Annotated in this window: 15 protein-coding genes and 1 pseudogene; 9 read left to right on the top strand and 7 right to left on the bottom strand. The window is 69.5% G+C overall.

The window, feature by feature from the left end:
- Positions 1 to 106 precede the first annotated feature (106 nt).
- The 4 genes from nadE to AC1RAD_RS02375 all read right to left on the bottom strand — a co-directional run bounded on the left by nadE (position 107) and on the right by AC1RAD_RS02375 (position 4,808).
- Positions 107 to 955: an NAD(+) synthase gene (gene nadE / locus AC1RAD_RS02360; RefSeq protein ID WP_492733705.1), complete on the bottom strand. Its 849-nt coding sequence runs from the start codon at positions 953 to 955 to the stop codon at positions 107 to 109.
- Positions 956 to 1,078: 123 nt separating this feature from the next.
- On the bottom strand, positions 1,079 to 2,260 hold the full coding sequence (locus tag AC1RAD_RS02365; protein ID WP_369644870.1) for a phospholipase A: 1,182 nt from the start codon (positions 2,258 to 2,260) through the stop codon (positions 1,079 to 1,081).
- Positions 2,257 to 2,715, bottom strand: coding sequence for a hypothetical protein (locus tag AC1RAD_RS02370; RefSeq protein WP_369631110.1), 459 nt, complete (start codon positions 2,713 to 2,715; stop codon positions 2,257 to 2,259). Before AC1RAD_RS02370 ends, AC1RAD_RS02365 begins: the two co-directional genes overlap by 4 nt.
- Positions 2,712 to 4,808: an ATP-dependent helicase gene (locus AC1RAD_RS02375; protein WP_492733706.1), complete on the bottom strand. Its 2,097-nt coding sequence runs from the start codon at positions 4,806 to 4,808 to the stop codon at positions 2,712 to 2,714. Before AC1RAD_RS02375 ends, AC1RAD_RS02370 begins: the two co-directional genes overlap by 4 nt.
- 149 nt (positions 4,809 to 4,957) lie before the next feature.
- Here AC1RAD_RS02375 and AC1RAD_RS02380 point away from each other — a divergent pair, with 149 nt between their 5' ends.
- Complete coding sequence (locus tag AC1RAD_RS02380) at positions 4,958 to 5,977, top strand: AEC family transporter (RefSeq protein WP_095949457.1); 1,020 nt, start codon at positions 4,958 to 4,960, stop codon at positions 5,975 to 5,977.
- 9 nt (positions 5,978 to 5,986) lie between these two features.
- Here AC1RAD_RS02380 and AC1RAD_RS02385 read toward each other — a convergent pair whose 3' ends face one another.
- The gene (locus tag AC1RAD_RS02385; protein ID WP_070063936.1) at positions 5,987 to 6,625 is read right to left on the bottom strand and encodes a hypothetical protein; all 639 of its coding nucleotides are present in this window, start codon (positions 6,623 to 6,625) and stop codon (positions 5,987 to 5,989) included.
- A 288-nt stretch (positions 6,626 to 6,913) separates the two neighbouring features.
- On the opposite strand from AC1RAD_RS02385, the gene AC1RAD_RS02390 reads away from it, so the two are divergent.
- Together AC1RAD_RS02390 and AC1RAD_RS02395 are read left to right on the top strand one after the other, a co-directional pair.
- A complete protein-coding gene (locus AC1RAD_RS02390; protein ID WP_062476199.1) occupies positions 6,914 to 7,123 on the top strand; it encodes a hypothetical protein in 210 nt (69 codons plus the stop codon).
- Between the two features lie 106 nt (positions 7,124 to 7,229).
- Positions 7,230 to 8,876: a S41 family peptidase gene (locus AC1RAD_RS02395; RefSeq protein WP_492733707.1), complete on the top strand. Its 1,647-nt coding sequence runs from the start codon at positions 7,230 to 7,232 to the stop codon at positions 8,874 to 8,876.
- A gap of 16 nt (positions 8,877 to 8,892) precedes the next feature.
- Here AC1RAD_RS02395 and priA read toward each other — a convergent pair whose 3' ends face one another.
- Positions 8,893 to 10,974 carry a replication restart helicase PriA gene (priA, locus tag AC1RAD_RS02400; protein WP_492734541.1) on the bottom strand — a complete coding sequence of 694 codons (2,082 nt, stop codon included), beginning with the start codon at positions 10,972 to 10,974 and terminating at the stop codon, positions 8,893 to 8,895.
- Positions 10,975 to 11,453: 479 nt separating this feature from the next.
- Entirely contained in the window at positions 11,454 to 12,563 is a 1,110-nt protein-coding gene (gene hemE / locus AC1RAD_RS02405) for a uroporphyrinogen decarboxylase (RefSeq protein ID WP_307582741.1), read from the bottom strand.
- Positions 12,564 to 12,706: 143 nt separating this feature from the next.
- Here hemE and AC1RAD_RS02410 point away from each other — a divergent pair.
- The 6 genes and pseudogenes from AC1RAD_RS02410 to AC1RAD_RS02435 form a co-directional block, all read left to right on the top strand.
- A pseudogene (locus AC1RAD_RS02410) lies at positions 12,707 to 14,299 on the top strand (GMC family oxidoreductase); the annotation flags it as partial.
- A 79-nt stretch (positions 14,300 to 14,378) separates the two neighbouring features.
- On the top strand, positions 14,379 to 15,185 hold the full coding sequence (locus AC1RAD_RS02415) for an SDR family NAD(P)-dependent oxidoreductase (RefSeq protein WP_492733708.1): 807 nt from the start codon (positions 14,379 to 14,381) through the stop codon (positions 15,183 to 15,185).
- Positions 15,186 to 15,200: 15 nt separating this feature from the next.
- Positions 15,201 to 16,001, top strand: coding sequence for a MoaF C-terminal domain-containing protein (locus AC1RAD_RS02420; protein ID WP_492733709.1), 801 nt, complete (start codon positions 15,201 to 15,203; stop codon positions 15,999 to 16,001).
- Positions 16,002 to 16,028: 27 nt separating this feature from the next.
- Entirely contained in the window at positions 16,029 to 16,421 is a 393-nt protein-coding gene (locus tag AC1RAD_RS02425) for a nuclear transport factor 2 family protein (protein ID WP_062476218.1), read from the top strand.
- A 46-nt stretch (positions 16,422 to 16,467) separates the two neighbouring features.
- Positions 16,468 to 17,970 (top strand): aldehyde dehydrogenase family protein, encoded by a 1,503-nt coding sequence (locus AC1RAD_RS02430; RefSeq protein WP_492733710.1) that lies wholly within the window; start codon positions 16,468 to 16,470, stop codon positions 17,968 to 17,970.
- 42 nt (positions 17,971 to 18,012) lie between these two features.
- On the top strand, positions 18,013 to 19,278 hold the full coding sequence (locus AC1RAD_RS02435; RefSeq protein WP_492733711.1) for an ABC transporter substrate-binding protein: 1,266 nt from the start codon (positions 18,013 to 18,015) through the stop codon (positions 19,276 to 19,278).
- The last annotated feature ends 3 nt before the right edge of the window (positions 19,279 to 19,281 follow it).

Genomic DNA, 19,281 nt, shown 5'->3' on the forward strand with positions numbered 1-19,281 from the left:
GGTTAATCAAGTCCCTCTCAGGCTGGTATTTCGCGACTTTTTTTCGTCCGATGCTTTACACATGCATCGAAGCATCCCTTTCGGGGACTTCAATGTGATCCGTTTGTCACCCAAGTACAGGCGGTTCGACCGGCAGCGCCCGCTTGTGGGCGCTCTTGCGATGCGTCGACAGAATCACCGCGCGCGCAGCGGCCGACACCGGCTTGCCCTCGAGGAAATCGTCGATCTGCTCGTAGCTCACGCCGAAGGCGTCTTCGTCGGGCTTGCCCGGCACCAGCGACTCGAGGTCGGCCGTGGGCACCTTGTAGACCAGCGCATCGGGCGCGCCCAGCAGCTGCGCCACCGCGCGCACGCGGCGCTTGTTGAGGCCGGTGAGCGGCGTGATGTCGGCCGCGCCGTCGCCGAACTTGGTGAAGAAACCCATCAGCGCTTCCGCTGCGTGGTCGGTGCCGATCACGAGGCCGTCGTGCGCACCGGCCACCGCGAACTGCGCAATCATGCGCTGGCGCGCCTTGATGTTGCCGAGCACGAAATCCTCGTGCGCCGCATCGCGAAACGCCTGCCCGCCCGCGCGCAGCGCGGCCAGCATCGCATCGGCGGCGGGGCGGATGTCCACCGTCAGCAGGCGGTCGGGGCGGATCACCGCCAGCCCGGCCTGCGCCTCGGCCTCGTCGCGCTGCACGCCGTAGGGCAGGCGCATCGCGATGAAGGTGGCGTCGCGGCCTTCGGCGCGCAGCTTCTCGACCGCGCGCTGCGCGAGGCAGCCGGCGGTCAGCGAATCGACGCCGCCGCTGATGCCCAGCACCAGCGTCTTCAGGCCGGTGCTGCGCAGGTAGTCGGCGAGGAAGTCGGTGCGCCGCGCGAGTTCGGCAGCGGCATCGAAGACGGGCGCCACGTGCAGGGCCGCGATGATCTCGCGCTGCGTGGCATCGACGGGAGACAGGTCGTGATTCATTGGGCGATCCTTCTTTGCGATCTTCCGGTGGAACACCGCGGAACCGGCTTTGCCGGGCCGCTGGTGTTGCCCCCGGTAGGGGGTTGGCGAAGCGACACGAAGTGCGCGAAGACTGGGGGCGAGTTAGAAGTCGACGAGGCTCAAGCCGATGCTGAGCACGGTGCGCTTGCGGTTGTAGTCCACCAGCGTGTCGCCGTAACCATGGAACAGCTGCGTGTGGAAACGCAGGTTGCTCTTGGTCGGGTCGCCGATGGCCTTCAGCCATTCGAGGCGCACCGAACCGCGGCCGCTGTCGCGCAGGTTGTTGCGCACCGTGATGCCCAGTTGGTTGTCGCGGTTGAGGTTCCAGCGGCCCGTGACTTCGGCGCGGCCGATGTAGTCGGCGATGTCGGGGTTGTCGTCCTTCGCGGCGCTTTCGGACATGCGCTGCCAGACGCGGCCCGTGACGGTGAAGCGGTCGTCGAGCTCGGCGCCGCCCATCAGGTACACGCGGTTCCAGCTGCGCGACAGCGGCAGGCTCTGGCCGTTCGACTGGTGCACGATGCCCACGCCCGCATAGCGCCAGCGCCAGCCGCCGGGCAGGTGGACGTCGGTCGGGTAGACATACATCAGCTCGGGTTCGTGGTCGGTGGTGCGGAAGGGCCGCGAGATCGAGCCGTTGAACAGCTGCCAGGTCGACTGCTGCGAGTACGCGAACCACAGCGAGTCTTTCTTGATCGGGTCGTTCTGCGTGAGCATGCCCTGCGCGAGCTTGGTGCGCACCGACAGGCCGATGCGCATCTCGTTCGCCTGGTAGGCCACGGGCTCGGCCGTGTGGCCGGCCGACGGCGAGGTCGGCGGCTGGGGCTTGTCGGTGGCGGCCGAAGCCGACACCGTGAGCGGGCGGTAGCCGCGGAAACCGAAGGTGCCGCAGTCGGTGGCGTTCTCGAGTTCCCAGAAGCGCGACAGCGTCGAGTACTGGCGGTCGCGGCAGCCTTCGGTGGTCGCGACCGACACCACGCGCGTGGCCGGAATCGTGCCGTCCACCGGCGGCTGCGTGCTCGCGAGCACCGGCGGCGCCACGGGCACCGACACCGAGGGCAGCGTCTGTTGTTGCGACCAGCGGTCGTAGCAGGCCAGACGTGCCTCGTTGTTCGCGCCGAGCGCGGCGCATTGCTGCCAGGTGAGTTGTGCATCGGCCAGCGGACTGGCGGGCTTGTCGACGGCTTGTGCTTGTGCGACAGATGCGGCGCCGAGGCATGCAGCCACGGCAGCCACGGTGCGCAGCGTGAACAGAGAAGCAGGGTGTCGTCGTGTCGTCTTCATGGCTTTCCTTCCTGTGCGACGGTCTTGCGCAGCACGAACGGGTGCGTGCGCTCGGTCGCGGCGTCGCGCCACGTGCCGCGGAACTCGCGGCCGCAGGCGCCGGGCTGCAAGGTGCCCGACCAGACGCCGCTGATGGCGCGGCCGTCCAGCGATTCGTCGATGGACAGCGCGCCCTCGTCGTCGACATCGCCCGCGAGCTGCGCGACGGTCGTCTTCGTTGAGGCATCGGCGCGGCGCGTGATGGTGCCGCGCACGCCGGCGTACTCGGGGTGCTTGCCCAGCTGCACGACGGCCGTGCCGGGCAGGTCGTCGAAGCGGGCGTCCCACTGGCCGTACAGCGCCTGCAGCGGCAGCTCGCGCGCGTCGGCGGGGCAGTTGGGGTCGCGGGGCGTGGCGCAACCGGCCGCGAGGGCGGCGGCAAGCAGCGCGACTGCGACCGTCGCCGTCGTCCTCATGGCGTGGCGGCGGCCTTGGCCGCGCTGTCCAGCGCCTTGCGCGCGAACTCGGCGCGCAGCGCCTTCAGTTTCTCGCGCGGGTCTTCCTTGGTCGTGGCCTTGTCCAAGCCCATCTCGGCGATGAAGCGGCTGGGCATGCAGGGCACCATGTCGCGGCCCTGCTTGCGTTTCTTGGTCCAGCTCACGGCCAGGCTGCGCTGCGCGCGCGTGATGCCCACGTACATGAGGCGGCGCTCTTCCTGCAGGCGCTGCGTGGTCTCGTCGCTCACCACCTTCTGGCGCCCGTTGTCGTCGTCGAGCTTGAAGGGCAGCAGGCCCTCGGTCACGCCGATGAGCATCACGTGCGGCCACTCGAGGCCCTTGGACGCATGCAGCGTCGAGAGCGTGACCACGTTCTGGTCCTGCTCGCGTTCGCTGATGGTCGACAGCAGCGAGATGGTCTGCGCCACCTCGAGCAGGCTCTTGTGCTCGTTCGGGTTGGTGTCGTCGGCGCCCGAGGCGTCGTCGAGCGCACCGCCGGCGCGCTGCGACATCCAGTCGACGAACTCCAGCACGTTGGTCCAGCGCGTGGCGGCCGCGGCCTCGCTGTCTTCGCCTTCGTACAGATGGCGCTCGTAGTCGATCTCCTTGAGCCACTCGAGCATGAAGGCGCGCGAGGCTTCGGCGCCCATGGTGCGGCGCGCGCGGTACTCCAGGTCGTTGATGTAGCGGCCGAACTCGTGCACGCCCTCGAGCGTGCGCTTGGGGATCACGCTCGGCAGCGAGGGGCTGAACAGCGCCGCGAACAGGCTCAGCTTGTACTGGCTCGCGAAGCTGCCCAGGCTGGCCAGCGTCGTGTGGCCGATGCCGCGCTTGGGCGTGGTGATGGCGCGCAGGAACGCCGGGTCGTCGTCGTTGTTGACCCACAGGCGGAACCAGCCGCACAGGTCCTTGATCTCGGCGCGGTCGAAGAAGCTCTGGCCGCCCGACACCTTGTAGGGAATCTGTGCCTTGCGCAGCGCCTGTTCGAAGATGCGCGCCTGGTGGTTGGCTCGGTACAGGATCGCGAAGTCGCGGAACTCCTTGTACTGCTTGCCCTGCGACACCGTGTCGCCCGCGCGCAGGCTGATGATGCGCGCCACCGTGCGCTCGGCCTCGTGCAGCTCGGTGTCGGCATCGACGATGCGCACCGGCTCGCCTTCGCCGAGTTCGGAGAACAGCGTCTTCGGAAACAGCTTCGGGTTGGGGCCGATCACGTTGTTGGCCGCGCGAAGAATGGCGCTGGTGGAACGGTAGTTCTGCTCCAGCTTGATGACCTTGAGCGTCGGGTAGTCGACCGGCAGCTTCTTCAGGTTGTCCAGCGTGGCGCCGCGCCAGCCGTAGATCGACTGGTCGTCGTCGCCCACCGCCGTGAACTGGCCGCGCTCGCCGGCCAGTGCCTTGAGCACTTCGTACTGCGTGGCGTTGGTGTCCTGGTATTCGTCGACCAGGATGTGGCCCAGCATGGCCTGCCACTTGGCACGCACCTCGGGGAACTCGTACAGCAGCTTCAGCGGCATGCCGATGAGGTCGTCGAAGTCCACGCTCTGGTAGGCCTGCAGCCGCTCTTCGTACTGGACCATGATCTCGGCCGTGATGCGCTCGTTGTCGTCCACCGCGGCGGCTGCGGCCTGCGCAGCGTTCAGGCCCATGTTCTTCCACTTGCTGATCGTCCACTGCCAGATGCGGGCGGTGGCGATGTCGACGGTGCCGCCGCAGTCTTTCAGGATCTTGGTGACGTCGTCGGCGTCCAGGATGCTGAAGGCCTTCTTCAGGCCCAGCACGTGGCCGTCTTCTCGCATCATGCGCACGCCCAGTGCGTGGAAGGTGCACACCACCACCTTGCGCGCGTCGCGCCCGATCAGGTCCTTGGCGCGCTCGCGCATTTCGGCGGCCGCCTTGTTCGTGAAGGTGATGGCCGCGATGCGCTCGGGCTTCAGGCCCGACTGGATCAGCCGGCCGATCTTGTGCGTGATCACGCGCGTCTTGCCCGAGCCCGCACCTGCGAGCACCAGACAGGGACCGTGCATGTAGTTGACCGCTTCTTGCTGGGCGAGATTGAGACCGTGGGACATGGGGGAGGGGGAACCGGAAAAGCGGGAACGCGAAAAAGGCAGGAGGGGCCGCAGGGCGCGGCCGTCGCAAAGCGGGCAATGATACGGGCCCGGCTCCGGCCGGCTGTGTCAGCGGGCATCGCGCGACGAAGGAGGACGACAATGCCGGCGTGCTGCCTGTTTTTCTTGTTACTTTTCCTTTCTTCGCCCTGATCGCGGCCGGCTACGCCGCCGCCCGCACCCGCATCCTGCCGCTGGATGCGATCCCGGGGCTCAACACCTTCGTGCTGTATTTCGCGCTGCCCTGCATGCTGCTGCGCTTCGGCGCGGGCACGCCCATCGCGCAGCTGCTGGACGGCAGCGTTGCACTGATTTGGGGCATCTGCGCGCTGGCCGTGGTGGCGGGCGTGGTGCTGTTCACGCGCAATGCGCGCATCGGCTGGAACGACGCGGCCTTCGGCGCGCTGGTGGCGGCTTTTCCGAACACCGGCTTCATGGGCGTGCCGCTGCTGGTGGCGCTGCTGGGCGCGCAGGCGGCCGGGCCGATCATCATCACCATCGCGTTCGACCTGGTCGTGACCTCGTCGCTGTGCATCGCGCTGTCACGCCTCGACGGGGCCGGCAGCGCGGGCCGCCACGGCGCCACGCTGGCCGCGCGCAAGGCGCTGCGCGGCATCCTCGTGAACCCGATGCCGTGGTCGATTCTGCTGGGCGTGCTGCTGTCGGCGGTGCGCTGGCAGCTGCCCGGGCCGGTCGAACGCACGATCGCCATGCTGGCCGACGCGGCCTCGCCGGTGGCGCTCTTCACCATCGGCGCGGTGCTGGCGCGTTCGGCGCTGCTGGCGCGCGAGCACGGCGCCAGCGCCATGGTGGCGGCGGCGATGGGCACCGGCGCCGGGCCCACGCCGAAAGCGCCGCTGGCCGACGTGCTGCCCGTGGTGCTGGTGAAGCTGGTGCTGCACCCGCTGGCGGTCTGGGCGTTGGGGCGCGGCGCCATCGCGCTGGGGCTGCCGCTGGCACCGTCGGCGCTGGCCGTGATCGTGCTGGTCGCGGCGCTGCCGAGCGCGAGCAATGTGTCGATGCTGGCCGAGCGCTTCGGCGCCGACAACGGCCGCATCGCACGCATCATCCTGTGGACGACGGTGGCGGCGTTCTTCACCTTCCCGGTGGCGGTCGGCGCGCTGCGCTGACCGGGGGCGTCACTCGGTCAGCACGCCGAGCTTGTACGGATCGGCGTCGGAGAGCCGCTCGCACTTCGAGAAGTCGCGGCCCTGCGTCCCGTCGCAGTAGTAGGTGTTGTAGATGCGGCCGAACAGCGTCGGGCTGGCCGTGAAGAGCACGCCGTGGTCCGGCTGCCAGTTGTCCTTGGGGGCGGGCGCGGTGGCTTCCATCGGGCGGGCCGCGTCGGTGGCGCCGGGGGCGGGCGTGAAATCGGCCAGCGTCTTGCGGGCTTCCTCGCCGCGCCAGCGCACCGCCAGCTCGGCCGCCGTGGGGCGGGTCGCCACCGGCACCAGGATGCCGTTGACCTGCAGGCCGTGGCCGAAGCGGTGCGTCTTGCCGGCCAGGAAGGCGTAGGCGCAGGCCGCCATGCAATGGCCGCGCACCTCGGTCTGCACGCCGCTCTCGCGGATCGCGTCGGCGTACGCGCCGGCGGCTTCGGCGGTGCCGCCGAACGAGTCTTCGAAGACCACGGTACGCACCGTGCCGCTGCTCAGGAGTTCGGTGAAGGCCTTGACCTTGCTGCCGTCGAGCGTGCCCGACACCACCAGCCGCCGACCCTGCAGTTCGAGCTCCGCCGCGCCCGCGGACCCCGCAGCGGCAAGGTACGAAAGCGACACGGCGACAGCCACAGCAACCCCAGCCAGAAGAGACGACGATTTCACGGCGACCTTTGCATCAAGCGAGCGGGCACGAAACACCGCGGACCCAGCGATGGAACCGCACAGGCACAGCTTGTGCAAGGGCGGGGGTACCGTCAACTCTTTTTGCAGATTATTTCGGGGTAATCCCAGGGCATGTCTAAAGGCATACCGTGCGTTATCTCTTCAGATGAATGCTTGCGTATGCAGTTGCACTGCTACAGTGGTTCCGAGTCCAAGGTGTGAAGGGGCCAAGTGGGGCGCGCGATGGCAATACTGGTTCGCATCCTGATGTGGTTGGCCTGGCTCGCTGCGGTGGGCTGGTTCTGGCATGCCGGCACGATCGGCACGGGCGCCGCGCTCGCGCTGGCCGCGCTGAGCCTCGTCGTGTTCGCCTGGCCGAACAGCATTGCGCGGCGACGGCACAACGAACTGCGCTACGTCGACATGGGCAAGGAGCCCACCGGCTATCACTGAAGACCGACGCGGCGCGTTCGTGCAGCGCCTAGGACTTTGGTCCAATGCGCAACGACGCAGAGCTTCCTAGGATGGCGGCGCCTTACCGCCCTCCAGGAATCTCGCCGTGCCTCTTTTCTCCCCACGTTTTCGTTTCGCCCGTCTTCTGCTGCTGGCCGTCCCGATGGCCGTGCTCGTCGCCTGCGGCGGCGGGGGGGACGGTGGCTCTGGCGTCGGCTTCCTGCCGAACGGCGGCACGACCACCCCGCCGCCCGTCACCACCACCCCACCCGCGACGCCGCCCGACGTGCCCGACGACGGCGATGCCTTGCGCAACGCGCCCTGGGTCGAAGGCGTGTTCCGCACCGCGAGCCTCTACAAGGACCGGTGCGCAGCCCCGCGCACCGGCACGGGCTACGACGGCAAGCCCTTCGCCGACAAGGCCGGGCGCACGGTCGACGAGAACAACTGGCTGCGCGCGTGGACCAACGACACCTACCTCTGGTACGACGAGGTGCCGGACCTGGACCCGGCGCTGTACGCCACGGCCGACTATTTCGACCTGCTCAAGACCTACGCCGTGACGCCGTCGGGCAGGGACAAGGACCAGTTCCATTTCACCTACACCACCGAGGAGTGGAATGCGCTCGTGCGCGCTGGCACGTCCGTCGGCTATGGGGCGCAGTGGGCGATGTTTGCCAACCGCCCGCCACGCGATCTGCTCGTGGCCTATGTGGAGCCCGGCTCCCCCGCATCCGCGACGGGTGTCGGCCTGCGGCGCGGCGACCAGGTGCTCAAGGTCAATGACACCGATTTCGTGAACGACAACACGGACGAAGGCATCGACATCATCAACGCGGGGCTTTTTCCTGCCGCCCCGGGGATGTCCACGCGTTTCACCGTTCGCGACGTCGTCAGCGGCATCGAGCGCGAGGTCACGCTGAAGGCCACCGCCGTGACCTCGGTGCCTGTCCAGAACGTCAAGACCTTCCCGCACGGGGGCCGCACGGTCGGCTACCTGCAGTTCAACGACCACATCGGGACGGCGGAGCTGCAACTGAAGGCGGCCATCGAGCATTTGCGCGCGCAGCGGGCCACCGAGCTGGTCGTCGACCTGCGCTACAACGGCGGCGGCTACGTGGACCTGGCCAGCCAACTGGCCTTCATGGTCGCCGGCGAGGCGCAGACGCGCGGCAAGACCTTCGAGACCATGCGGTTCAACAACAAGCACGCCGAGCGCGATCCGGTGACCGGCGACGCGCTCGCGCCCACGCCGTTCTGGGCCACCACCCTGGGCTTTCTTTCTCCCATCGACCCGCCCCTTCCCCTGCCCAGCCTCGACCTGCGACGCGTCTACGTGCTCACGGGCCCCGACACCTGCTCGGCCAGCGAGGCGTTCATCAACGGCCTGCGCGGCATCGACATCGACGTGATCCAGATCGGTGGCACCACCTGCGGCAAGCCTTACGGCTTCTATCCGCAGGACAACTGCGGCACCACCTATTTCAATGTGCAGTTCCAGGGCGTGAACGCCAAGGGGTTCGGCGACTACCCGGACGGCATCGCCCCCACCTGCGCCATGCCCGACGATTTCGGCCATGCGCTCGGCGATCCGGCGGAGGCGCGCCTGGCCGCCGCGCTCTCGCATCAGGTCACGGGTGTCTGCCCTGCCGTGCCCGGCGGTCGCCTCGCCAGGAGTGCTGCCACCGGCCCCGCCGCGCCCTTGCTGCACAAACCCGAAGGCCTGCGCAACCGCATCCTGCGTCCGCGCTGAGGCAGGCGGTCCTGCCTCAGATGCTGTGCGGGTCCACGTCCACCAGCCAGCGGATCACGCCCTTGCCCTCGGGCGTGCGCCGCAGTTCGTGCAGCAGCGGCTGCCAGGCGGCCAGCAGGCGCTGCAGCGCGGCGCGTGAGGGGCTTTCGATGAGCATCTGCGCGCGCTCCACGTTCGCCACGCGCTGGATCGCCAGCGGCACCGCCGGGTAGCGCGTGACCAGGTCCGCACCGGGCAGCGCCTCGGCCTGGTCGGCCGCGAGGTTCAGGAAGCCCTGCGCCACCGCCTGCTCGCGCGCGTCGGCGCGCACCAGCGCCTGGAACGCGAAGGGTGGCATGGCGGCGGCCTGGCGTTCTTCGAGCTGCTGCTTGGCGAAGGCTTCGTAGTCGTGCCGGCGCAGCGCCGCAAACAGCGGATGCGGCGCATGGTGCGTCTGGATCCACATCTCGGCCTTGGCGCCTTGCGCCGCGAGGTAGGCGGCGTCGCGGCCCGCGCGGCCGGCCGACTGCATCAAGAGGCTGAACAAGCGCTCGGGCGCGCGGAAGTCGCTGGAGAACAGCGCGCCGTCGGGGTTCACCGCGGCCACCAGCGTGATGCGGCGGAAGTCGTGGCCCTTGGCGATCATCTGCGTGCCCACGAGCACGTCGACCTCGCCCGCGTGCACGGCCGCGAGCTGCGATTCGAGCGCGCCCTGTTTCTTGGTGCTGTCGGCGTCGATGCGCGCGATGCGCACCGCGCTGCCGTCCGCGTGCTTCACGCCGGCGAACAGCTCGGCCAGGTGCTCCTCGAGCCGCTCGGTGCCGCGGCCCACGGGCGCGATGTCGGGGTTGCCGCAGGCCGGGCAGGCGCGCGGCACGCGCTCGGTGAAGCCGCAGTGGTGGCAGCGCAGCGTGCGGTCGATCTTGTGGAACACGCGGTAGGCGCTGCAGTGCGGGCATTCGCTCTTCCAGCCGCAGTCGCCGCAGGCCAGCACCGGCGCATAGCCGCGCCGGTTCAGGAAGATCATGCTCTGCTCGCCGCGCGCGATGCGCTGGCCGATGGCGTCGAGCAGCGCGCCCGAGATCACCGTCTTCGGCGGCTGCAGGTTCATGTCCACGAGCCGCACGGCCGGCAGCGCGCCCGCGCCGATGCGCGAAGGCATGGCCAGCCGCACGTAGCGCCCGCCCGGGTCGTCGCCCTCGGGCGGCCGGCTCTGGTGCCAGCTCTCGAGCGAAGGCGTGGCCGAGCCCAGGATCACCTTGGCCTTTTCGCGCTGGCCGCGCCACACGGCGAGGTCGCGTGCCGAGTAGCGCGCGCCTTCCTGCTGCTTGTAGCTCGGGTCGTGCTCCTCGTCGACCACGATGAGCTTCAGCCCCGGGATCGACGCGAACACCGCCATGCGCGTGCCCAGCACGATGCGCGCGGCGCCGCCGTGCGCCGCCAGCCAGCTCGCCAGCCGCTGCGGGTTGGTCATGCCGCTGTGCAGCGACACCACGGCCTCGTCGCCGAAGCGGGCCTTGAAGCGCGCTTCGAGCTGCGGCGTGAGGTTGATCTCGGGCACCATCACCAGCGCCTGCGCCTCGGGGTCGCGCGCCAGCAGGTTGGCCACGCAGCGCAGGTAGACCTCGGTCTTGCCGCTGCCGGTGCTGCCCACCAGCAGGAAGGTGCCGCTCCCGGCCTCGATGCGGGCCAGCGCGGCCGTCTGTTCGTCGGAGAGGGCAATCAGGTTCGCGGATTCGGCCGTCTCGGCCACCGGGCCGGCCGTGGTCTTGCGCTTGAGCCGGCGCGCCAGTTGGGTCGTGCTCAGGTCGCGCAGCTGCGGCGGCAGGGCGGCCAGCGCGATCTCGCCGATCGAGCGCTGGTAGTAGCGCCCGGCAAACGCCACCAGGTCGCGCCAGGCCTCGCCCAGAGGCGCCAGCGCGTCGAGCGCCGCGCCCACGGGCTTGAGCGCCATGTCGGGCTCGGCACCCTCCAGCGAGGTCGGCTCGTTCCAGACTACCCCCAGCACCTCGCGCTTGCCCAACGGCACCCGCACCAGCGTGCCCGGCACCAGCGGCTCGGCGCCGGCGTAGCTCAGCAGGTCACCCAGCGCGGCATGCGCGGGCGTCTGCACCGCGATGTCGAGTCGCCAGGGGCAGGAGACGTTTGTGGCGGATGTGACCGGTGGCGCGCCGGCTTCGGGCGGCGATTCGGTGGAGGGGCTGGGCGTCCTTTTTGGCAAGGTTTGTTAATGCGTTTTGGAGCAAGACCGCTTAAGTTGTTGATTTCACAGCGCTTTGGCGGTCATCCAGAGTTTCTGTGGATAACTTTGTTGACAAGACGGCTGGATAGTCGCCGAAGCCTTGATTTTCAAGGCTTCCGCTGGAATGCCTGTAAAAAAAGCAAAAATCAAAACCTATATAAATCAACCACTTAGCATCGCTATTGGTTTAGGAGCAGAACCAATGCCCCCTCAGATAATCTTGCGCAGTGCAACACGCGTTTTGTGCATAAGTCGGGCGTCCGGGGCCGTTTTAGGGCTTGACAAACGCCGGGTGACTGGCTTTCAGGGGGCGCTGAGTCTGCCAACCGGGCGGTCGGCAGTTCACATTTGTTAGCTCAAGTGCGCAGCGCGCGCGACTGGTCGTGCACCGCCTGGACCAGCGCCGCGACGTGGTCGGGCGGCGTGAACTGGCTGATGCCGTGGCCCAGGTTGAAGATGTGCGTCGGGCCCGCCGTGGTGCGGTCGGTGTGGGGCTTGCCGAAGGCCTGCAGCACCTTGCCGACCTCGGCCTCGATGGCCGCGGGCGGGGCGAACAGCACGTTCGGGTCGATGTTGCCCTGGATCGCCTTGGCCTTGTCCTCGGTGCCTTCGGCCACGAGGCGGCGCGCGGCGGCGAGGTTCACGGTCCAGTCGACGCCGAGCACTTCGCAGTCGAGCGCGCGCATGGCGCCCAGCCACAGGCCGCCGCCCTTGGTGAACACGATGCGCGGCACCGGCTGGCCGTCCGGGCCGTTTCGCTTCAGGCCGGCGAGCACGCGCGCGGTGTAGGCCAGGCTGAATTCGTGGAACGCGCCGTCGGCCAGCACGCCGCCCCAGCTGTCGAAGATCATCACGGCCTGCGCGCCGGCGTCGATCTGGGCGTTGAGGTAGGCGGCCACCGAGTCGGCATTGACCGCGAGCACACGGTGCATCAGGTCGGGGCGGCCGTACAGCATGCTCTTCACGAGGCGGTAGTCGCTCGAGCCCGCGCCCTCGACCATGTAGCAGGCCAGCGTCCACGGGCTGCCCGAGAAGCCGATCAGCGGCACGCGGCCGTTCAGCGCCTTGCGGATCGAGCCCACGGCGTCGAACACATAGCGCAGCTTGTCCAGGTCGGGCACTTCGAGCGCGGCCACGGCCGCTTCGTCGCGCACCGGGCGCGCAAAGCGCGGGCCTTCGCCGGCCTCGAACGACAGGCCCAGGCCCATCGCGTCGGGCACCGTGAGGATGTCCGAGAACAGGATGGCCGCGTCGAGCGGGTAGCGCGCCAGCGGCTGCAGCGTGACCTCGGTGGCGTAGTCGGTGTTGGTGGCCAGCCCCATGAAGCTGCCGGCCTTGGCGCGCGTGGCAACGTATTCAGGGAGGTAGCGGCCGGCCTGGCGCATGAGCCAGACGGGCGTGTGATCGGTGGCCTGGCGCCAGCAGGCCCGCAGGAAGGTGTCGTTTTGCAAAGGGGCGAAAGGCATGGCCCGATTGTCGCAGGGCCCCCCGCGTTCGCCGTGAGTTGACCGACAGCGCACTTTGCGTTGCATCAACCCGCCCCGATGCGCCAGGGCGTGCGCCAGCCGCGAGCATCCGTTCCCGACAACAACTTCGGTCTGGAACGGACATGGCGCAGCAGGTTTTCGATGTGGTGGTGGTGGGCGCCGGCTCGGCCGGCTGCGTGCTGGCGCACCGGCTGGTGCGCGCCGGGCGCCGCGTGCTGCTGCTGGAGGCGGGGCCGCCCGACGACGACCGCTTCATCCACATGCCCGCCACCTTCGTGCGCGTGATCGGCACCGAGCGCACCTGGGCCTACGAGAGCGAGCCGCAACCCGCCGCCGCCGGCCGCAAGATGTTCGTGCCTCAGGGCCGCACGCTGGGCGGCGGCAGCTCGGTCAACGCCATGGTCTATGTGCGCGGCACGCCGGCCGACTACGACGGCTGGGAGGCGCAGGGCTGCGAAGGCTGGGGCTGGCGCGACGTGCTGCCCTGGTTCCGCAAGGCCGAGGGCAACGCGCGCTTCGCCTGCGAGCTGCACGGCACGAACGGGCCGCTGAAGGTGAGCGACACGCGCTTTCGCCATCCGCTGAGCCTGGCCTTCCTGCGCGCCGCGCAGCAAAGCGGCCTGGCCTACAACGACGACTTCAACGGCGCCGCCCAGGCCGGCGTCGGCTTCTACCAGACCACCACCTTCGAAGGCCGGCGCGCAAGCACCGCCGCCACCTACCTCGCGGCCGTGCGCGACGACCCGAAGCTCACCGTGGTGACGGGCGCGCACGTGCTGCGCGTGCTCACGCAGGACGGCGCGGCCACCGGCGTGGTCTACCGCACGGGCCGCAACGGCGGCGGCGAAGAGGTGATCGCGACCGCGCGCGACGAAGTGATCCTCTCGGCCGGCGCGCTCGCCTCGCCCAAGCTGCTGCTGCTCTCGGGCATCGGCCCCGGCGCGCAGCTGCAGGCGCTGGGCCTGCCGGTGGTGAAAGACCTGCCCGGCGTGGGCGAGAACTTCCAGGACCACCTGGAGGTGTCGGTCTACGGCCGCACGCGCGAGCCCGTGAGCCTGCTGGGCAACGACCGCGGCCTGGCGGCGCTGAAGCACGGCCTGCAATGGATGTTGTTCGGCTCCGGCCTGCTCACGTCGAACGTGGTCGAGAGCGGCGGCTTCGTCGACACCACCGGTGAGGGCCGGCCCGACCTGCAATTCCATGTGCTGCCCGTGCTCGTGGGCGACGTCGACCGCGAACCGCTGGCCGGCCACGGCCTGTCGATCAACCCCTGCTTCCTGCGCCCGCAGTCGCGCGGGCGCGTGGCGCTGCGCAGCGCCGACCCGATGGCGCCGATCCTGTTCGACGGCGGCTACCTGCAGGCGCAGGCCGACGTCGACACGCTGGTGCGCGGGGTGAAGCTGGCGCGCCGCATCCTGCGCGCGCCGGCGCTGCGCGAGGTGGTGTCCGAAGAGCTGGCGCCGTCAGCCGCCGACGACATGTCCGACGAGGCCCTCGAGGCCTACGTGCGCGAGCGCGCCAAGACCGTCTACCACCCGAGCGGCACCTGCCGCATGGGCCGCGACGCCATGGCCGTGGTCGATGCGCGCATGCGCGTGCACGGCGTGGCGAAGCTGCGCGTGTGCGACGCCTCGGTGATGCCTTCGCTCGTCAGCGGCAACACCAACGCGCCCACCGTGATGCTGGCCGAACGCTGCGCGGACTTCGCGCTGTCAGGCAACTGAGATTGCACGGTCGGTCAATCACCGAAGCGCACTGAAACCTAGAGTCCTTTCCAACAAGGAGGCAGAGCGAATGCGTGCTACAGATTCCATGGCCGGCAAGGTCGCCTTCATCACCGGCGGCGGCTCCGGCATCGGTGCGGCGGTGGCCGCGCAGTTCGTCGCGGCGGGCGGCCGCGTGGTGCTGATGGGGCGTCGCCTCGCGCAACTCGAAGCGGTGGCGTCAAAGCTTGGCGGGCTCGCGGTGGCGGGCGATGCGGCGAACACTTCCGACGTGCAGCGCGCACTGGCCGCCGCGCGCGAACGCTTCGGCGGCGTCGATGTGCTGGTCGCCAACGCGGGCGGCCACGGTGTGGGCGACGCGCTCGCGACCGACGACGCCTCGTGGGCGCTGTCCACGCGCCTGAACCTCGACACCGCCTTCGTCTGCGCACGCGAGCTGCTGCCCGAGCTCATTGCGCGGCGCGGCAACATCGTCGTGCTCTCGTCGCTCGCGGGCCACTTCGCGGGGCCGGGCGTGGTCGGCTACGTGACCATGAAGCACGCACTCATCGGCCTCGTGCGTTCGCTGGCGCGCGACTACGGCCAACAGGGCGTGCGCGTGAACGCCGTGTGCCCCGGCTGGGTGCGCACCGAGATGGCCGACGAACAGATGCAGGTGCTCGTCGACAAGCACCGCTTGCCGAACACCGACGCGGCCTACGACCTCGTCACGCGCGACGTGCCCATGGGCCGCGCCGCCAGCCCCGACGACGTGGCGAACGCCGTGCTGTTCCTCGCCTCGCCGCTGGCCGCGATGGTCAGCGGCAGTTCGCTGATGGTCGATGGCGGCGCGTCCGCGGTCGACCTGCCCACCATCGCCTTCGCGCACGACGCCTGAAGAAGGAAAGACGCCATGAGCACCGACACCACGAAACCCGCCGACTGGAAGACCTACGACCAGTTCGCCCTCGGCATCGCGACCAACCGCCTGCCCGCCACCGACGCACTCGCCGGCCAGACGCTGAGGCTCGCGCTGCCCGGCTTCCAGCTCACGCTGCAGCCTCGCGCGCAGCACACGCTCGACTGGCACGAAGACGGCGCACGCGGCGGCGAAGGCCAGGGCGACTGGTACGAGGCCATCGAGGTCGCGCCCGACACCTTCTTCCTCGACATCACGCAGGCCAGCCGCCCGAGCGAGGCGCTGACCGTGGTCCTCAATACGCGCACGCGCCGCGTGCTCGCGATTCGCTGCCGCATCATCGGCGCCGACGAGGCCGCGGGCCAGCCGCGCGTGCCGCAGGACTTCTGGTCCGGCACGCTCGAAGGCGGCACTGCAACGGGGAGTGCACCGCACGCCACGCGCGACCTCATCGGCCTGCGCACCTGGCAGACCTACAGCCCCAACCACACCTACGAGCACACCTACCTGAGCGCCGAGCGCTACGCCTGGCAGTGCCTCGTGGGCGTGCAGCGCGGCCACGGCGACGTCGACCTCGCGAGCTACTGGAAGTTCGACGACGACCAGTACGTCTTCACCTTCCGCGAGTTCCTGATCCCGGTCGCGTCGGTGTTCTTCTTCGACTTCGCGAACGGCCGCTCGACCGGCAAGTTTCTCGGGCTCACCGGCACCGGCGCGATCGCCAACAACCCCGCCGGCGCCTTCATGCGCAAGGCCTCGCAGACCTTCTATCCGCCCGAGTTCGGGCCCGTCTGACTTCACCGTTGTCCAGGAGCTTTTGTCATGCGCACCCCTTACCAGATCGTGGCCGACCACTACGCCGCCTCCGACCGCCACGACCTCGCCGCGATGTTCGCCGACGTGGCCAACGACGTGCAGTGGACCGAGATGGCCGGCTTTCCCTGCGCCGGCACGCACGTCGGCCCCGCGCAGGTGGTCGAGAAGGTCTTCCAGGTGCTCGGCGCCGAATGGGAGGGCTACCGCTTCGTGCTCGAGCGGCTGGTCGACGGCGGCGACACCGTGGTCGGCATCGGCGACTACCACGCGCGCCACCGCAAAACCGGCAAGCCGATGCAGGCCCGCGTCACGCATGTGTGGCAGGTGCAGGGCGGCAAGGTGCGGCGCTTCGAGCAGTTCACCGACACGCTGCTCGTCGCGCGCGCCATGCAGCCGTGACGCCGCTTTCTTTCGCATCCCTCGCATCCCTTCCCGGAGCCCGCCCATGAATCTGCGCGACCTGTCGATCGAACACCTCGGCCAGGTGGGCCTGCTGGCGCAGCGCCGCCGCGGCAACCACATCGACGGCCACGAGGTCGTGCCCCGCAACGGGCAGTACCTGCCGGTGGTCGACCCGGCCACCGAGATGACCGTGGCCGAGGCGCCCGACAGCGACGTGGACGACGTGCACGCCGCCGTCGCCGGCGCGCGCCGCACCTTCGAGAGCGCCGTGTGGAAGTCGCTGCGCCCGGCCGACCGCGAGCGCATGCTGTACACGCTCTCGACGCTCATCGAGTCGCACGCCGACGAACTCAGCGCGCTCGAAACCCTGCAAAGCGGCAAGCTGCGCGGCATCGCGCGCATGGTCGACGTGGGCGCGGGCGCGGAGTTCGTGCGCTACATGGCGGGCTGGGCCACCAAGCTCGAAGGCCAGACGCTCGACAACTCCATCGGCATCCCCGGTGCGCAGTGGGTCACGTACACGCGGCGCGAACCGGTGGGCGTGGTCGCGGCCATCGTGCCGTGGAACTTTCCGCTCGCCATCGCGCTGTGGAAGGTGGCGCCCGCGCTCGCGGCCGGCTGCACCGTGGTGCTCAAGCCCTCGGAAGAAACGCCGCTCACCGCGCTGCGGCTGGCCGAGCTGGCGCTGGAGGCGGGCTTTCCGCCGGGCGCGCTCAACGTGGTGTGCGGGCGCGGCGCCACGGCCGGCGCGGCGCTCGCCGCGCACCCGGACGTCCGCAAGATCAGTTTCACCGGCTCGACGGCGGTGGGCCGTCACATCGGCCACGCGGCCGTGGACAGCATGGCGCGCTTCACGCTCGAGCTGGGCGGCAAGTCGCCGCTCATCGTGCTGGGCGACGCCGACCCGGTGGCGGCGGCGCAGGGCGCGGCCAACGGCATCTTCTTTCACCAGGGCCAGGTGTGCACGGCCGGCTCGCGCGTGTACGTGCAGCGCAACCTGTTCGACGAGGTGGTGCGCCGGCTCGCGCAGGCCGCCGAGGGCCTGCACATCGGCTCGGGCTTCGACCCGAAGGCGCAGTTCGGGCCGCTCGTGTCCAAGCGCCATCTGGCGCGCGTGATGGCGCACATCGACGGTGCCGTGGCCGAGGGCGCCACGCTGGTCACCGGCGGGCGCCAGGCCTTCGACGGCGGCTGCTTCGTGCAGCCCACCGTGTTCGTCGACGCGCAGCCGTCGATGCGCATCGCGCGCGAGGAAGTGTTCGGCCCGGTCGCGACGGTCGTGCCTTTCGACGACGTGGACGACGCGGTGCGCCTGGCCAACGACAGCGCCTACGGCCTGGCGGCCAGCGTCTGGTCGAACGATCTCTCGGCCGTGCACCGCATCGTGCCGCGCCTGCAGGCGGGCGTGGTCTGGGTCAACGCGCACAACGTGCTCGACAACGCGCTGCCGCTGGGCGGCGTGAAGCAGTCGGGCAGCGGGCGCGACCTGGGGCGTGCGGCGGTGGAGGGCTTCACCGAACTCAAGAGCGTGTGCATGGCGGTGTAGCCCCGCCCCGGTTTCGATCACCCAGAAAGAAGGAGACACCTCATGCAAAGCAAAAGACGAATCGCGCTGTCGGCCGTTGCGGGCGCGCTGGGCCTGGCCGGTTTCAGCGGCGCCTGGGCGCAGGCCAGCCCCGACTGCGGCCTCAACACCGGCAAGCCCGCCACGGGCGAGCCCATTCCCATCGGCGCCGTGGTCGGCAAGACCGGCCCCGACGACTTCAGCGCCTCGGGCCAGGCGGCGGCCGCGTACTTCAAGTGCGTCAACGCCAACGGCGGCATCCATGGCCGGCCGGTCGACTACCTCGTGCTCGACGACCAGTGGAACCCCGAGACGGCCGCGCAGGTCGCCTCCAAACTCGTGAAGGACCGCAAGGTGGTCGCGCTCGTGGGCAGCACCAGCTTCGTGGAGTGCGGCGCCAACGCCAAGATGTACGCCGACGAGGGCGTGATGGTCATCGCCGGCACCGGCGTGCCGCGCGAGTGCTTCAACGCGCGCAACTACGTGCCGGTGAATGCGGGGCCGCGCGTGTCGGCCACCATCGCCGCGATGTACGCCGCGCAGAAGTACAAGGCGAAGAAGATGGTCTGCATCATTCCGAACATCCCGAGCCTGGGCAACTGGGCCTGCGAGGGGCCCAAGGAATGGGGCAGGAAGAACGGCGTGACGGTCGAGACCCTCACCATCGACCCCGGCTCGGCCGATGCCACCTCGACCATGCTGCAGGCCGCCGCGAAGAAGCCCGACACCATCATCATGAACGTGCCCAAGGGCATCCTCGTGCCGATGCTGGCCGCCGCCGAGCAGCAGAACCTGGGCAAGAAGATCCACTTCGTGTCGGCCGCGCCGGCCTACAACGTCGACGTGCCCAAGGCCATCGGGCCGTACTGGAAGGGCAACTTCGACGTCAACCTCGAATTCAACCCGCTCGAATCGGCCGGGCCCGACAACAAGAACTGGCTGGCCGTGATGGACAAGCATGGCGCCAAGAGCGACCCGCGCGACACCTTCTCGCAGGCCGGCTACCTGGCCGCGCGCCTGGCCACGCAGGCGATGCTGAAGATGGATCCGAAGAAGCTCGACCGCGCCGGCGTGACCGACGCGCTGCGCAAGGTGAGCGACTTCCGCAGCGACATCCTGTGCAAGCCCTTCTACGTGGGCAGCGGCAACCGCCACAACGCGAACAACAGCGGCCCCATGGCCAGCCCCGACGGCAACGGCTGGCGCTTTGCGCCCGGCGGCTGCCTCACGGCGGACGACCCGGAGCTGGTCGACATCCGTGCCGACGAGCAGAAGATGGGCCTGAAGTAAGCG

This window comes from Variovorax sp. GW823-FHT04B03, from assembly GCF_058796495.1.

Excerpts from the sequence above, each read along its gene's own strand:
- AC1RAD_RS02415 (WP_492733708.1), top strand. The coding sequence starts at position 14,379 with ATGCGTGCTACAGATTCCATGGCCGGCAAGGTCGCCTTCATCACCGGC.
- AC1RAD_RS02365 (WP_369644870.1), bottom strand. The coding sequence starts at position 2,260 with ATGAAGACGACACGACGACACCCTGCTTCTCTGTTCACGCTGCGCACC.
- AC1RAD_RS02370 (WP_369631110.1), bottom strand. The coding sequence starts at position 2,715 with ATGAGGACGACGGCGACGGTCGCAGTCGCGCTGCTTGCCGCCGCCCTC.
- hemE (WP_307582741.1), bottom strand. The coding sequence starts at position 12,563 with ATGCCTTTCGCCCCTTTGCAAAACGACACCTTCCTGCGGGCCTGCTGG.
- AC1RAD_RS02435 (WP_492733711.1), top strand. The coding sequence starts at position 18,013 with ATGCAAAGCAAAAGACGAATCGCGCTGTCGGCCGTTGCGGGCGCGCTG.
- AC1RAD_RS02375 (WP_492733706.1), bottom strand. The coding sequence starts at position 4,808 with ATGTCCCACGGTCTCAATCTCGCCCAGCAAGAAGCGGTCAACTACATG.
- AC1RAD_RS02420 (WP_492733709.1), top strand. The coding sequence starts at position 15,201 with ATGAGCACCGACACCACGAAACCCGCCGACTGGAAGACCTACGACCAG.
- nadE (WP_492733705.1), bottom strand. The coding sequence starts at position 955 with ATGAATCACGACCTGTCTCCCGTCGATGCCACGCAGCGCGAGATCATC.
- AC1RAD_RS02425 (WP_062476218.1), top strand. The coding sequence starts at position 16,029 with ATGCGCACCCCTTACCAGATCGTGGCCGACCACTACGCCGCCTCCGAC.
- AC1RAD_RS02430 (WP_492733710.1), top strand. The coding sequence starts at position 16,468 with ATGAATCTGCGCGACCTGTCGATCGAACACCTCGGCCAGGTGGGCCTG.
- AC1RAD_RS02390 (WP_062476199.1), top strand. The coding sequence starts at position 6,914 with ATGGCAATACTGGTTCGCATCCTGATGTGGTTGGCCTGGCTCGCTGCG.